This window comes from Serratia sp. LTN-2 (assembly GCF_059740205.1).
Genome location: NZ_JCAXDO010000006.1, coordinates 44,209 through 58,089 on the forward strand (window position 1 = coordinate 44,209; position 13,881 = coordinate 58,089).

General features: G+C 60.1%; 12 protein-coding genes. 5 read left to right on the forward strand and 7 right to left on the reverse strand.

All coding sequences use genetic code 11. The features are described 5' to 3' along the window. Positions 1-138: 138 nt before the first annotated feature. The 5 genes from mnmE to rpmH form a co-directional block, all read right to left on the reverse strand. A complete protein-coding gene (mnmE, locus tag AC6BYQ_RS13715) occupies positions 139-1,503 on the reverse strand; it encodes a tRNA uridine-5-carboxymethylaminomethyl(34) synthesis GTPase MnmE (RefSeq protein ID WP_498057033.1) in 1,365 nt (454 codons plus the stop codon). Positions 1,504-1,599: 96 nt separating this feature from the next. Continuing rightward, positions 1,600-3,237 (reverse strand): membrane protein insertase YidC, encoded by a 1,638-nt coding sequence (yidC, locus tag AC6BYQ_RS13720; protein WP_019455493.1) that lies wholly within the window; start codon positions 3,235-3,237, stop codon positions 1,600-1,602. Positions 3,238-3,239: 2 nt separating this feature from the next. After that, on the reverse strand, positions 3,240-3,497 hold the full coding sequence (gene yidD / locus AC6BYQ_RS13725) for a membrane protein insertion efficiency factor YidD (protein ID WP_004933881.1): 258 nt from the start codon (positions 3,495-3,497) through the stop codon (positions 3,240-3,242). Then, entirely contained in the window at positions 3,461-3,820 is a 360-nt protein-coding gene (gene rnpA, locus AC6BYQ_RS13730) for a ribonuclease P protein component (RefSeq protein WP_004933883.1), read from the reverse strand. The genes yidD and rnpA overlap by 37 nt, the downstream gene beginning before the upstream one ends. Positions 3,821-3,837: 17 nt before the next feature. After that, positions 3,838-3,978 (reverse strand): 50S ribosomal protein L34, encoded by a 141-nt coding sequence (gene rpmH, locus AC6BYQ_RS13735; RefSeq protein ID WP_000831330.1) that lies wholly within the window; start codon positions 3,976-3,978, stop codon positions 3,838-3,840. 682 nt (positions 3,979-4,660) lie between these two features. Here rpmH and dnaA point away from each other — a divergent pair. The 5 genes from dnaA to yidA all read left to right on the forward strand — a co-directional run bounded on the left by dnaA (position 4,661) and on the right by yidA (position 11,664). Next, positions 4,661-6,055 carry a chromosomal replication initiator protein DnaA gene (gene dnaA, locus AC6BYQ_RS13740; RefSeq protein WP_498057034.1) on the forward strand — a complete coding sequence of 465 codons (1,395 nt, stop codon included), beginning with the start codon at positions 4,661-4,663 and terminating at the stop codon, positions 6,053-6,055. Between the two features lie 4 nt (positions 6,056-6,059). Further along, positions 6,060-7,160: a DNA polymerase III subunit beta gene (gene dnaN, locus AC6BYQ_RS13745; RefSeq protein ID WP_004933892.1), complete on the forward strand. Its 1,101-nt coding sequence runs from the start codon at positions 6,060-6,062 to the stop codon at positions 7,158-7,160. A 45-nt stretch (positions 7,161-7,205) separates the two neighbouring features. After that, the gene (gene recF / locus AC6BYQ_RS13750; RefSeq protein ID WP_004933895.1) at positions 7,206-8,291 is read left to right on the forward strand and encodes a DNA replication/repair protein RecF; all 1,086 of its coding nucleotides are present in this window, start codon (positions 7,206-7,208) and stop codon (positions 8,289-8,291) included. Between the two features lie 18 nt (positions 8,292-8,309). Then, positions 8,310-10,724 carry a DNA topoisomerase (ATP-hydrolyzing) subunit B gene (gene gyrB, locus AC6BYQ_RS13755; RefSeq protein WP_049200580.1) on the forward strand — a complete coding sequence of 805 codons (2,415 nt, stop codon included), beginning with the start codon at positions 8,310-8,312 and terminating at the stop codon, positions 10,722-10,724. Positions 10,725-10,848: 124 nt separating this feature from the next. Next, positions 10,849-11,664, forward strand: coding sequence for a sugar-phosphatase (yidA, locus tag AC6BYQ_RS13760; protein WP_498057035.1), 816 nt, complete (start codon positions 10,849-10,851; stop codon positions 11,662-11,664). 25 nt (positions 11,665-11,689) lie between these two features. Here the strand turns inward: yidA and AC6BYQ_RS13765 are convergent, their stop codons facing one another. Further along, entirely contained in the window at positions 11,690-12,631 is a 942-nt protein-coding gene (locus AC6BYQ_RS13765; protein WP_498057036.1) for an ornithine cyclodeaminase family protein, read from the reverse strand. Beyond that, on the reverse strand, positions 12,618-13,586 hold the full coding sequence (locus tag AC6BYQ_RS13770) for a threonine/serine dehydratase (RefSeq protein ID WP_498057037.1): 969 nt from the start codon (positions 13,584-13,586) through the stop codon (positions 12,618-12,620). The genes AC6BYQ_RS13765 and AC6BYQ_RS13770 overlap by 14 nt, the downstream gene beginning before the upstream one ends. Positions 13,587-13,881 lie beyond the last annotated feature (295 nt).

Below are 13,881 nucleotides of genomic sequence, written 5' to 3' on the forward strand. Positions count from 1 at the left end.
GTTCCTGAGAAAGACACCTGACCGTCCAGTATATCGCGGGCCGTTGCGGCGGCGCTGTGAGCCAGCGCGCAGAGCGAGAGCGGGAAAGAAAAACGGCCGGAACAGGGTGCCCCGGCCGTGAAGGCGTCTGGCAGCGCGTTATTTGCCGATACAGAAGCTGGAGAAGATGCGGCCCAGCAGGTCGTCGGAGGTGAATTCGCCGGTGATTTCGCTCAAGGCCAGCTGCGCCTGGCGCAATTCCTCGGCCAGCAGCTCGCCCGCGTAAGCGCTCACTAACTGTTCTTTGCCTTGCACCAGATGCTGCGCCGCCAGTTCCAGCGCCTGCAGGTGGCGACGGCGCGCCAGGAAGCCGCCTTCCATGTTGCTGGTGAAGCCCATGCTCTGTTTAAGATGATCGCGCAGCACATCGACGCCTTCGCCGGTGCGGGCCGACAGGCGAATAAGCGAGTGGTTGTTCACTTCCGTCATACCCAGCGTTTCGCCGGTGATGTCGGCCTTGTTACGCACCACGGTGATCGGCAGCGTGTCCGGCAGGCGCGCCATAAACTCCGGCCAGATCTCGGCTGGCTCGGTGGCGGCGGTGGTGGTGCCGTCAACCATAAACAGCACTCTGTCGGCCTGTTCGATCTCGTTCCATGCACGTTCGATGCCGATGCGCTCCACTTCGTCGCTGGCGTCGCGCAGGCCGGCGGTGTCGATGATGTGCAGCGGCATGCCGTCGATATGGATGTGTTCGCGCAGAACGTCGCGGGTGGTGCCGGCGATATCGGTGACGATCGCCGCTTCGCGCCCGGCCAACGCATTGAGCAGGCTGGATTTACCGGCGTTAGGACGCCCGGCGATCACCACCTTCATCCCTTCGCGCAGCAGGCTGCCCTGGCGCGCTTCACCGCGCACGTTGTCCAGATCCGCCATCACGTCATTGAGCTGCGCCTCGATTTTACCGTCGGACAGGAAGTCGATTTCCTCGTCCGGGAAGTCGATCGCCGCCTCCACGTAGATTCGCAGGTGAGTGAGCGCTTCCACGAGCTGGTGGATGCGGGTGGAGAACGCGCCCTGCAGCGAGTTCATCGCCGAACGCGCCGCCTGTTCGGAGCTGGCGTCGATCAGATCGGCGATCGCTTCGGCCTGCGCCAAATCGAGTTTGTCGTTGAGAAACGCGCGTTCGGAGAACTCGCCGGGCCGTGCGATGCGTACGTCGGGCAGCGCCAGCACGCGCTTGAGCAGCAGATCGAGGATCACCGGCCCACCGTGGCCCTGCAGCTCCAGCACGTCTTCGCCGGTAAAGGAGTTCGGCCCGGGGAACCACAGCGCGATGCCCTGATCGAGAGTGTCACCAGTGGCGTCGCGGAACGGCAGATAGTCAGCGTAGCGCGGCTTCGGCAGCTTGCCGAGCAACGCCTGGGCGACGTCTTTGGCCTTGCTTCCGGAAATGCGCAGAATGCCGACGCCGCCGCGTCCCGGCGGGGTGGCTTGGGCTACGATGGTATCGGTGGTGCTCATAACGGTTCTCTCTGACGATTAAGATGCAAAAAGGCGGTCTAATGACCGCCTTTGGTGTGACTGCAAGGGTCGGCGCGCCGAACCCCTACAATACGCTTAGCTTTTTTTCTTGTCGCGGCTGTGCAGACCGCGTTTTTCCAGACCACGGTAAATCAGCTGCTGCTGCAGGATGGTCACCAGGTTGCTGACGATGTAGTACAGCACCAGACCGGACGGGAACCACAGGAAGAACACTGTGAAGATCACCGGCATGAAGGTCATGATTTTCTGCTGCATCGGGTCAGTCACGGTGGTCGGCGACATCTTCTGAATGAAGAACATCGTCACGCCCATCAGGATTGGCAGGATGTAGTACGGGTCTTGCGCCGACAGGTCATGGATCCACAGGGCGAACGGCGCGTGGCGCAGCTCGACCGAACCCATCAGCATGTAGTACAGCGCCAGGAAGATCGGCATCTGAATGATCAGCGGCAGACAGCCGCCGAGCGGGTTCACTTTCTCCGCCTTGTACAGCGCCATCATCTCTTGGCTCATGCGCTGTTTGTCATCGCCGATACGCTCGCGCATCGCCTGCAGTTTCGGCTGCAGCATGCGCATTTTCGCCATCGAGGTGTACTGCGCCTTGGTCAGCGGGTACATGATGCCGCGCACGATGAAGGTGATGATGATGATGGAGAAGCCCCAGTTGCCGATAAAGCCGTGGATGAACTTCAGCAGTTTGAACAGCGGCTGGGAGATGAACCACAGCCAACCGTAATCCACGGTCAGGTCCAGGTGCGGCGCCAGCTGGGCCATCTGGTCCTGCAGCTCCGGACCGACCCACAGGGTGGCGTTCAGCTGTTGCTGAGCGCCCGGCTGCACCACAACCGGCGTAGACTTGAAGCCGATGGTGGACAGGTTGTCACCCGGTTTGGCGGTGTAGAAGGTGTTGTCACCCTTGGTCGCCGGCACCCACGCGGTGGCAAAGTACTGTTGCAGCATCGCGACCCAACCGTCTTTGGTGGTGACGCTCAGGTTTTCGTCTTTGTCGAACGCGTATTTCTGGTACTTGTCTTCGCTGGACGAGTACGCCGCGCCGCGGAAGGTGTGCAGCGCGAAGTTGCTGCTGCCGGTGTCGCGGTGCTTAGGCAATTCGGTGGTCTGCTTCAGCTGGCCGAACAGGGTCAGCTCCAGCGGCGTCGCGCCTTTGTTGTCGATGCTGTAATCCACGCCGACCGCATAGTGATCGCGTTTGAGCACGAAGGTCTTGGTGTAGACCGCGCCGTCTTTATCGGTGTAGGTCAGCGGAATGCGCAGCTCGTCCTGGCCTTCCGGCAGGGTGTAGCTGTCTTGTGCCGCCTGATACAGCGGGCGTTCGCCGTTGGCCGGGTTGTCCGGGCCGTTTTTACCGGTCAGGCCGCTTTGCGCCTGATAGACGAACGACGGGGTGGTTTCCAGCAGTTGGAACGGAGTCGATGAACCCAGAGTATCCGGGTAGGCCAACAGTTTAGCCTGCTCGATATCGCCACCACGGGTGTTGATGGTCAGCGACAGCACGTCGGTGTTCACGGTAATCAGCTTACCCTGACCACTGGCTGGCACGGCCTGGCTGGCGGCATCACCGGCTACTGCGTTCGAAGTCTGTTGCGTGGTCTGTGCGGCCGGCTGCGGAGCGTTGTCCGTTTGCCATGCCTGCCAGATCATGAAAGACACGAACAGCAGAGCGATGAGGAGAAGATTGCGTTGCGAATCCATCGTTAGTGTTCTCTGTTATCGTCGGTTTTTGGCGGCACCGGATCATCGCCACCTGGGTTCAAAGGGTGGCATTTTAATACGCGTTTCAATGCTAACCAACTGCCTTTTATCATGCCAAACCTGCTTAATGCCTCAATTGCGTAATGAGAGCATGTCGGCTGGAAGCGACAACGAGGCCCTAGCAGCGGACTGATGACGAGCTGATAGGCTCGCACCAGCCCGATCAGGATGCGGGAGCCTGGCGACAGTGGCGACGCCATAATTTATCCAAAGCTTCCGTCAGCGCGCGGTTATCCAAATCCGCTATCCCCTTTTTGGCCACCACGACAAAATCCATCGCCGGTAATTCGTGCTGGCGCAGGCGGAAGCTTTCGCGGGTTAGGCGTTTGATCCGATTACGCTCGTGCGCGCGTTTGACGTGTTTTTTGGCGACGGTAAGACCGATGCGGGGATGCCCCAGCTGGTTCAGGCGGCCGAGGATGGTGATTTGCGGCGTGCCAGCCCGTTGTGGCTGCTGGAAGACGAAAGTGAAATGAGTGGGAGTTAACAAACGTAACTCCCTGGGAAAAGCGAGCTTAACCACTCAGCGGGTTAGCTTTATTACTTAGAAACAGTCAGACGAGCACGGCCTTTCGCACGACGGCGGGCCAGAACTTGACGACCATTTTTGGTGGCCATACGAGCACGGAAACCGTGGCTACGGTTGCGCTTCAATACGGACGGTTGGAAAGTGCGTTTCATAGCGATTTCTACCTAAACTTAAAATAATTACTGATCAGTAAACGCGTTTGGCTACTCGGCGTGAAGATGACCGACGCCTCAATCGCAATACATAAAGAAGCGGGATTGTAATAATTGTACAGTCCTGAGTCAATTCGCATCGCGCCAGCCTACCTGGTTGTCTGCCAATAACGGAACAAAATCCGGTCTTGGCCCGTGGTCACCGCAGAATCCTGTCTGGCTAATGACGCACCATAAGGAACCAGGTATCACACGTAGGGCGAAGATTATACGGACTCGGGGTGAAATCGCAAGGATCCCCGTGAGATCCTTTGCGTGCGATCCCAGGATCCGGCGTGGATAACAGGGTATAACCGGTTGACAATGTAAAAAACGCGGCGCAGCGGCCGGGATCTGCACGGTCGTGCGGCCGCAGCGGTGAAAAGATCGCCGCCGGCCGCGGCCTGTGGATAAAATGGATCTAATCTGTGAGGAAGGGGAGGATCTCTTGCGCGGATTGCGCTATGATCCGTCATTCCGATCGCGATCCCTCATGCCGGGATCGTGAGGGACACAAACCGTGAAAGGCGGTTCGCATCCCCCACAGGCAAACAGCCGATGCCGGGTATGTGTCAAAAATCATGAGTTATAAAAAAGTTGCCCGTTTCTTTTCTTTATTGATCTTGTTCGAGTGGAGTCCGCCGTGTCACTTTCGCTTTGGCAGCAGTGTCTTGCCCGATTGCAGGATGAGTTACCTGCCACAGAATTTAGTATGTGGATTCGCCCATTGCAGGCGGAACTGAGTGACAACACCCTGGCGCTGTATGCGCCTAACCGTTTTGTGCTGGATTGGGTTCGCGATAAGTACTTAAACAACATCAATGGTCTGCTGAATGATTTCTGCGGCACGGACGCGCCTTTGCTGCGTTTTGAAGTCGGCAGCAAGCCGATCACGCAGGTGATAAGCCAGACCGTGGCCGCCAGCGTCAGCAGCGCTCCTGCGGCTCCGGCGGCGCGCACGGCCGCGCCTTCGCGCCCGAGCTGGGACAACGCGGCGGCGCAGCCCGAGCTCTCTTACCGCTCCAACGTCAACCCTAAACACACCTTCGACAACTTCGTCGAGGGTAAGTCCAACCAGCTGGCGCGCGCGGCGGCTCGCCAGGTGGCGGACAATCCGGGCGGCGCCTACAACCCTTTGTTCCTGTATGGCGGCACCGGCCTGGGTAAAACTCACCTGCTGCATGCGGTCGGCAACGGCATCATGGCGCGCAAGACCAACGCCAAAGTGGTCTACATGCACTCGGAACGCTTCGTGCAGGACATGGTCAAAGCGTTGCAGAACAATGCCATCGAAGAGTTTAAGCGCTACTACCGTTCGGTCGACGCGCTGCTGATCGATGACATCCAATTCTTCGCCAACAAGGAGCGTTCGCAGGAAGAGTTCTTCCATACCTTTAACGCCCTGTTGGAAGGCAATCAGCAGATCATCCTGACCTCGGATCGCTACCCTAAAGAGATCAACGGGGTGGAAGATCGTCTGAAGTCCCGCTTCGGCTGGGGGCTGACGGTGGCGATCGAGCCGCCGGAGCTGGAAACCCGCGTGGCGATCCTGATGAAAAAGGCCGACGAAAACGACATTCGCCTGCCGGGCGAAGTGGCGTTCTTCATCGCCAAGCGCCTGCGTTCCAACGTGCGTGAGCTCGAAGGGGCGCTGAACCGCGTGATCGCCAACGCCAACTTTACCGGCCGGGCCATCACCATCGATTTCGTGCGCGAAGCGCTGCGCGATCTGCTGGCGCTGCAGGAAAAGCTGGTCACCATCGACAATATTCAAAAGACGGTGGCGGAGTATTACAAGATTAAAGTCGCGGATTTGCTGTCCAAGCGGCGTTCGCGATCCGTTGCCCGCCCGCGCCAGATGGCGATGGCGCTGGCGAAGGAACTCACCAACCACAGCCTGCCGGAAATCGGCGATGCGTTTGGTGGCCGCGACCATACCACGGTGTTGCACGCCTGCCGGAAGATCGAGCAGCTGCGTGAGGAAAGTCACGACATCAAAGAAGATTTCTCCAATTTAATCAGAACATTATCTTCATAGCGCTATGAAATTTATCGTTGAACGTGAGCATCTGCTAAAACCGCTGCAACAGGTGAGCAGCCCGCTGGGCGGCCGCCCGACCTTGCCGATCCTGGGCAACCTGCTGCTGCAGGTGACGGAAGGCTCCCTGCTGCTGACCGGCACCGATCTGGAGATGGAGATGGTGGCGCGCGTCGCCCTGTCCCAGCCGCATGAGCCGGGCGCGACCACCGTGCCCGCGCGCAAATTCTTTGATATCTGCCGTGGCCTGCCGGAAGGGGCGGAGATCGCCGTCACGCTGGAAAGCGAGCGCATGCTGGTGCGATCCGGCCGCAGCCGTTTCTCGCTCTCCACGCTGCCGGCGGCGGACTTCCCGAACCTGGACGACTGGCAGAGCGAGGTGGAATTCACCTTGCCGCAGGCGACGCTGAAGCGCCTGATCGAAGCCACCCAGTTCTCGATGGCCCATCAGGACGTGCGTTACTACCTGAACGGCATGCTGTTTGAAACCGAAGGCGAAGAGCTGCGCACGGTCGCGACCGACGGCCACCGCCTGGCGGTGTGCTCGATGCCGATCGGCCAACAGCTGCCGTCGCATTCGGTGATCGTGCCGCGTAAAGGGGTGATGGAGCTGGTGCGTCTGCTGGACGGCGGCGATTCGCTGCTGCAGTTGCAGATCGGCAGCAACAACATCCGCGCCCACGTCGGCGATTTCATCTTCACCTCCAAGCTGGTTGACGGCCGTTTCCCGGACTATCGCCGCGTCTTGCCGAAGAACCCGGACAAAACGCTGGAAGCCGGCTGCGATCTGCTCAAGCAGGCGTTCGCCCGCGCGGCCATTCTCTCGAACGAGAAATTCCGCGGCGTGCGGCTGTACGTCAGCCAGAACCAACTGAAGATCACCGCCAACAACCCGGAGCAGGAAGAGGCGGAAGAGATCCTCGACGTCAGCTACGACGGCGCGGAGATGGAGATCGGTTTCAACGTCAGCTACGTGCTGGACGTGTTGAACGCGCTCAAGTGTGAAGACGTGCGCCTGCTGTTGACCGACTCGGTCTCCAGCGTGCAGATCGAAGACGGCGCCAGCCAGGCGGCGGCCTACGTTGTCATGCCAATGCGGTTGTAGTCTCGTTACCTTGAATTACAGCACCGTCATCGGTAAAGAGATTGCATGGCTCTGACGCGTTTATTGATTAAAGACTTCCGCAATATCGAGGCGGCGGATTTGGCGCTGGCGCCGGGATTCAACTTCCTGGTCGGCGCCAACGGCAGCGGCAAGACCAGCGTGCTGGAAGCAGTGTATACGCTCGGCCATGGCCGCGCCTTTCGCAGCCTGCAGGCCGGGCGGGTAATCCGCCACGACCAACCGGAGTTCGTGCTGCACGGCCGCATCGAAGGCGCGGAGCGCGAGCTGTCGGTAGGATTGAGCAAGAGCCGTCAGGGTGACAGCAAAGTACGCATCGATGGCAGCGACGGCCACAAGGTGGCCGAGCTGGCGCAGCTGCTGCCCATGCAGCTGATCACCCCCGAAGGTTTTACCCTGCTGAACGGCGGGCCGAAATTCCGGCGCGCCTTCCTGGACTGGGGCTGTTTTCATAACGAACCCGGTTTTTTCACCGCCTGGAGCAACCTGAAACGGTTACTGAAGCAGCGCAATGCCGCGCTGCGCCAGGTGAGTCGCTATGCGCAGATCCGCGCCTGGGATCAGGAACTGATCCCGCTCGCGGAGCGCATCAGCGAATGGCGGGCGGAATACAGCGACGCGATCGCCGCGGATATCACCGCGACCTGCGCGCAGTTTCTGCCTGAATTTGCCCTGAGCTTCTCCTTCCAGCGCGGCTGGGACAAAGAGAGCGACTATGGCGAGCTGCTGGAGCGCCAGTTCGAGCGCGACAGGGCGTTGACCTATACCGCGGTGGGGCCGCATAAAGCGGACTTTCGCATTCGTGCCGACGGCACGCCGGTAGAGGATTTGTTATCGCGCGGTCAGCTTAAGCTGCTGATGTGCGCGTTGCGCTTGGCGCAGGGTGAGTTTCTCACCCGGCAGAGCGGGCGGCGTTGCCTGTATCTGATTGATGATTTTGCCTCCGAGCTGGACACCGGCCGTCGCCGGTTGCTGGCCGATCGCCTGAAAGCCACCCAGGCCCAGGTTTTTGTCAGCGCGGTCAGCGCTGAACAAGTGACCGACATGGCCGGTGAAAAGGGCAAGATGTTCCGCGTGGAACAGGGTAAAATAGAGGTTCAACCACAGGACTAAAATGAGCGAGAAACGTTGATGTCGAATTCTTATGACTCCTCAAGTATCAAGGTATTAAAAGGGCTGGATGCGGTGCGCAAGCGCCCGGGCATGTATATCGGCGACACCGATGACGGCACCGGTCTGCACCACATGGTATTCGAGGTTGTGGACAACGCTATCGACGAAGCGCTCGCGGGCCACTGTAGTGACATTCAGGTCACCATCCATGCCGACAACTCGGTATCGGTGCAGGATGACGGCCGCGGCATTCCGACCGGCATTCACCCGGAAGAAGGGGTTTCAGCCGCAGAGGTCATCATGACCGTGCTGCACGCCGGCGGTAAATTCGACGACAACTCCTATAAAGTTTCCGGCGGCCTGCACGGCGTGGGCGTCTCGGTGGTTAACGCCCTGTCGGAGAAACTGGAGCTGGTGATCCGCCGCGAAGGCAAGGTGCACGAACAAACCTACAGTCACGGTGAGCCGCAGGCGCCGCTGAACGTGGTGGGCGAAACCGAACAGACCGGCACCATGGTGCGTTTCTGGCCGAGCCACCAGACTTTCACCAACGTGACCGAATTCGAGTACGACATTCTGGCCAAGCGTCTGCGCGAGCTGTCCTTCCTCAACTCCGGCGTGTCCATCCGCCTGAAGGACAAGCGCACCGACCGTGAAGACCACTTCCATTACGAAGGCGGCATCAAGGCGTTTGTCGAGTACCTGAACAAGAACAAAACCCCGATCCACCCGAACGTGTTCTACTTCTCCACCGTGAAAGACGACATCGGCGTGGAAGTGGCGCTGCAGTGGAACGACGGTTTCCAGGAAAACATCTACTGCTTCACCAACAACATTCCGCAGCGCGACGGCGGCACGCACCTGGTCGGTTTCCGTACCGCGATGACCCGCACGCTGAACAGCTACATGGAGAAGGAAGGCTACAGCAAGAAGGCCAAGGTCAGCGCCACCGGCGATGACGCGCGTGAAGGCCTGATCGCCGTAGTGTCGGTGAAGGTGCCGGATCCTAAGTTCTCCTCTCAGACCAAGGACAAGCTGGTCTCTTCCGAGGTGAAAACCGCGGTTGAAACGCTGATGAACGAGAAGCTGGTGGATTACCTGATGGAGAATCCAGGCGACGCGAAAATCGTGGTTGGCAAAATCATCGACGCGGCGCGCGCGCGCGAAGCGGCGCGTAAGGCACGTGAGATGACCCGCCGCAAAGGCGCGCTGGATCTGGCCGGCCTGCCGGGCAAGCTGGCGGACTGCCAGGAACGCGATCCGGCGCTGTCCGAACTGTACCTGGTGGAAGGGGACTCCGCGGGCGGCTCTGCCAAGCAGGGGCGCAACCGCAAGAACCAGGCTATCTTGCCGCTGAAGGGGAAAATCCTCAACGTCGAGAAAGCGCGTTTCGACAAAATGCTTTCTTCGCAGGAAGTGGCGACGCTGATCACCGCGCTGGGTTGCGGCATCGGCCGCGACGAGTACAGCCCGGACAAGCTGCGTTACCACAGCATCATCATCATGACCGATGCCGACGTCGACGGTTCGCACATCCGTACGCTGCTGTTGACCTTCTTCTACCGCCAGATGCCGGAAATCATCGAGCGCGGCCACGTGTTCATCGCGCAGCCGCCGCTGTACAAGGTGAAGAAAGGCAAGCAAGAGCAGTACATCAAAGATGACGAGGCGATGGATCAGTACCAGATCGCCATCGCGATGGACGGCGCTACGCTGCACACCAACGCCAGCGCGCCGGCGCTCGGCGGCGAGCAGCTGGAGAAACTGGTGGCTGAGCACTATAGCGTGCAGAAGCTGATTGGCCGCATGGAGCGCCGCTACCCGCGCGCGCTGCTGAACAGCCTGATCTACCAGCCGACGCTGAACGAAGGCGATCTCAGCGATGAAGCCAAGGTGAAAGCCTGGATCGCTTCGCTGGTGCAGGCGCTGAACGACAAAGAACAGCATGGCAGCAGCTATGACTTCGTGATCTTCGAGAACCGTGAACGCCAGATGTTCGAACCGGCGCTGCGCATCCGCACCCACGGCGTGGATACCGATTATAAGCTGGACTTCGACTTCATCCACGGCGGCGAATACCGCAAGATCTGCCAGCTGGGCGAGAAGCTGCGCGGGCTGATCGAAGAGGGTGCGTTTATCGAGCGTGGCGAACGCCGTCAGCCGGTAGACAGCTTCGAACAGGCGCTGGAGTGGCTGGTGAAAGAGTCGCGCCGCGGTCTGTCGGTGCAGCGTTATAAAGGTCTGGGCGAGATGAACCCGGAACAGCTGTGGGAAACCACCATGGATCCGGAAAGCCGCCGCATGCTGCGCGTGACCGTCAAGGACGCCATCGCCGCCGATCAGCTGTTCACCACGCTGATGGGCGATGCGGTTGAACCGCGTCGCGCCTTTATCGAAGAAAACGCCCTGAAAGCGGCGAACATCGATATCTGATGCGTTAATGGCTGTGAAAATCCGCGCCGGGCGACCCGCGCGGATTTTTTTACGCCTTTTTTGGCGCTGACAGCCGAGGCTGAAACGCGTTAGCATGGAAAAAAACCACTGGGAGAAGCGTTGAATGGCTATTGAACTGATTGCGATCGACATGGATGGCACGTTGCTGGATCCGCAGCACCAAATCACGCCGGCGGTAAAGCAGGCTATCGCGGCGGCGCGGCGCAAAGGGGTGCATGTGGTGCTGGCCACCGGGCGGCCTTATGTCGGCGTGCAGGACTATCTGCGCCAGTTGGACATTCAGAGCCCCGGCGATTTTTGCATCACCTACAACGGCGCGCTGGTGCTGCGTGCGGCCGACGGCGCCTGCATCCTGCAGGAAACCCTGGGCTTCGAGGATTATCTGCACTTCGAGCAGATGGCGCGCGAGTTCGGCGTTCACTACCAGGCGTTTGATTTCGATACCCTCTATACCCCGAACAAGGACATCGGCAAGTACACCATCCACGAGGCGGCAATGACCGGCATCCCGCTGAAATACCGCAGCGTGGAAGAGATGGATCGCCAGATGCGTTTCCCGAAAGTGATGATGATCGACGAGCCGGAGCTGCTGGACAGCGCCATTGCGCGCATCCCGGCGGAAACGCGCGAGCGCTACACCATCCTCAAAAGCGCGCCTTACTTCCTCGAGATCCTGCATAAGAACGTCGATAAGGGCGCCGGGGTGAGAATGCTGGCCGAGCACCTCGGCGTGGCGCGGGAAAATATCATGACGCTGGGGGATCAGGCCAACGATACGGCGATGATCGAATATGCCGGCGTCGGCGTGGCGATGGGCAACGCCATTCCCGAGCTGAAAGCGGTGGCGCAGTTTGTCACCAGCGCCAATACCGAAGACGGCGTGGCGCGCGCCATCGAGAAATTTGTGCTCAACGCCTGAGAAAACGGGGCGCTGCGGCGCCCATTTATATTGCCGCCAGCACCCCTTTGGCGATCTGCAGATCCTGAGTCGCCAGCCCGGTAAGATCGGCGATGGTGATGTGCTGCGGCTCGCTTCGCACCTGCTCCCCCTGCGCCAATGCGGTGCCAATTTCGACGAGCGGCGTTGAAGTCAGCTTGTTCTGCCGATAAGCCGTCGCGATTTCGCCATAGTCAGCACATTGCGCCAGCGCATCGACCAGCAGCGTGTCCGCCTTGGCCACCAGATCGGTCGCCAGCTCCTGCTTGCCGGGCGCGTCGGCGCCCACGGCGGTAATGTGCGTGCCGGGCCGGATATCCGCCGCCTGCAAGATCGGTTCGCAGCTGGGCGTGGTGGTCACGATCAGCTGACAGTGCGCCGCCAGCTCTGCCGCATCCTGCGTGACCCACACCCGAAATCCCTCGGCTTCGGCATCGCGCCGATACGCCGCCAGCGCCTGTTCGTTGCGGCCCCATACCCATACCTCGCGGCAATCGGTCACCGGTTTCAGACACTGCAGCTGCAGCCGTGCCTGCAGCCCGGTACCGACCATGCCGATCGCCTGAATATGCGGCGGCGCGCATAGCTCGGCGGCGATGCGGCCGGCCAGAGCGGTGCGCAGCGCGGTCAACCACCCCTCATCCTGCAGCAGCGCGCGGGGCTCGCCGGTCTGGGCGGAGAACGCCATCATCAACCCCTGATTGCTGGCCAGACCGTACTCGGCGTTGCGATAGAAACCGGCGGACACTTTGACCACGAACAGCTCGTCGCCTTCCAGCCAGGCGGATTTGATGCAGCAGTCGCCGGCGGCCCGATCGAACTTGAAATGCTGCACTGGGGGCTGTTGCACCCGTCGCTGCGAGTAGGCGATAAACCCCTGCTTCAGCAGCGGCGTAATGGCCTCGGCGTCGAACGCGGCGAGGATTTGCTGCCGGTTAAGGATGCGCATCGGCGATGGCCTTGAGGTATTTCTCCAGCACGATGTTTTTACCGCACAGCACCACCGCCACCTTTTTCCCCTGGTATTCCGGCGCCAGTTTGATCGCCGCCGCCAGTGCCACGCCGGCCGCACCTTCGATAATCCACCGATCGCTGGCGGCGATCAGACGCATCGCATGCTTGATCTCCGCCTCGCTGACCAGCACTTTGCGGTCGATCAGCTGCTGGCACAGTGGAAAGGTCACGGCGCCCGGCTCGACGCCGCCGGCGGTGCCGTCAGACAGGGTTTCTTGCTCTGCCACCGGAAAGATATGGCCCGCTTCCAGCGCGCTGTACATGCTGGTGGCGTTTTCCGGCCAGCAGGCGATAAGCTGCGTGTTCGGCGACAATTGCCGCAAAACGGTGCCGATGCCGGCGATATAGCCACCGCCGCCCACCGCCACGAATACCGCGTCCAGTTCGGCGAGTTGTTCAACCAGCTCCATGCCGCAGGTGCCCTGGCCGGCAATGACCTGCTCGTCGTTATACGGCGAGATATAGGTTTTCCCCTGCTGGCGTGCGGCTTGTTCCCCCGCCAGTTCGGCGTTCAGCGCGTCGCCCGGCACCAGTTCCACGGCGCCGCCCAGCGCGCGGATGGTGTCGAGCTTGATGCTCGCCGCCGTCTCCGGCGCATAAACCGTGACGCCAACGCCCATCAGCTGCCCCGCTAGGGCGACCGCCTGGCCGTGGTTGCCGGTTGAGGCGGCGATCACGCCGCGCCGGCGTTGTTCGCTATCCAGTAGCCGCAGCTTGTTGCTGGCGCCGCGAAATTTAAAGGAACCGGTGTGCTGCAGATGATCGCACTTCAGATACAGCTCGCAGCCCAACTGCTGTGAAAGCAGCACGCTGCGCTCCAACGGCGTGACCCGCACCTGAGGGCGCAGTTGCTGATGGGCAGAAACAATGGCATCGAAGAGGGGGTTCATACCGGCTCCAGAATTTTGTTGGACTTAAAAATCCAGTTTGTACTTTTTTGTATTGGTTGTAAACCCCGTCGCCCGGGCGTCTGGCTAACCGGCCAGGCAGGGGAAACGGCATCGCGTTTGCGGTGAAAATAATCATTAATTTATCGCTTAGCGGCATGATTTTTTATTTATTTGCGTTAAGTAAGGCGCCGCCACTGCCTTATTCTTATGAGGGAAATGAGAATGAAAAAATAGCGCTCGTCTCATTCACTTATACCGCATTGGCGCCGTTGAGTTTCTCCGCCAGGCATATGGC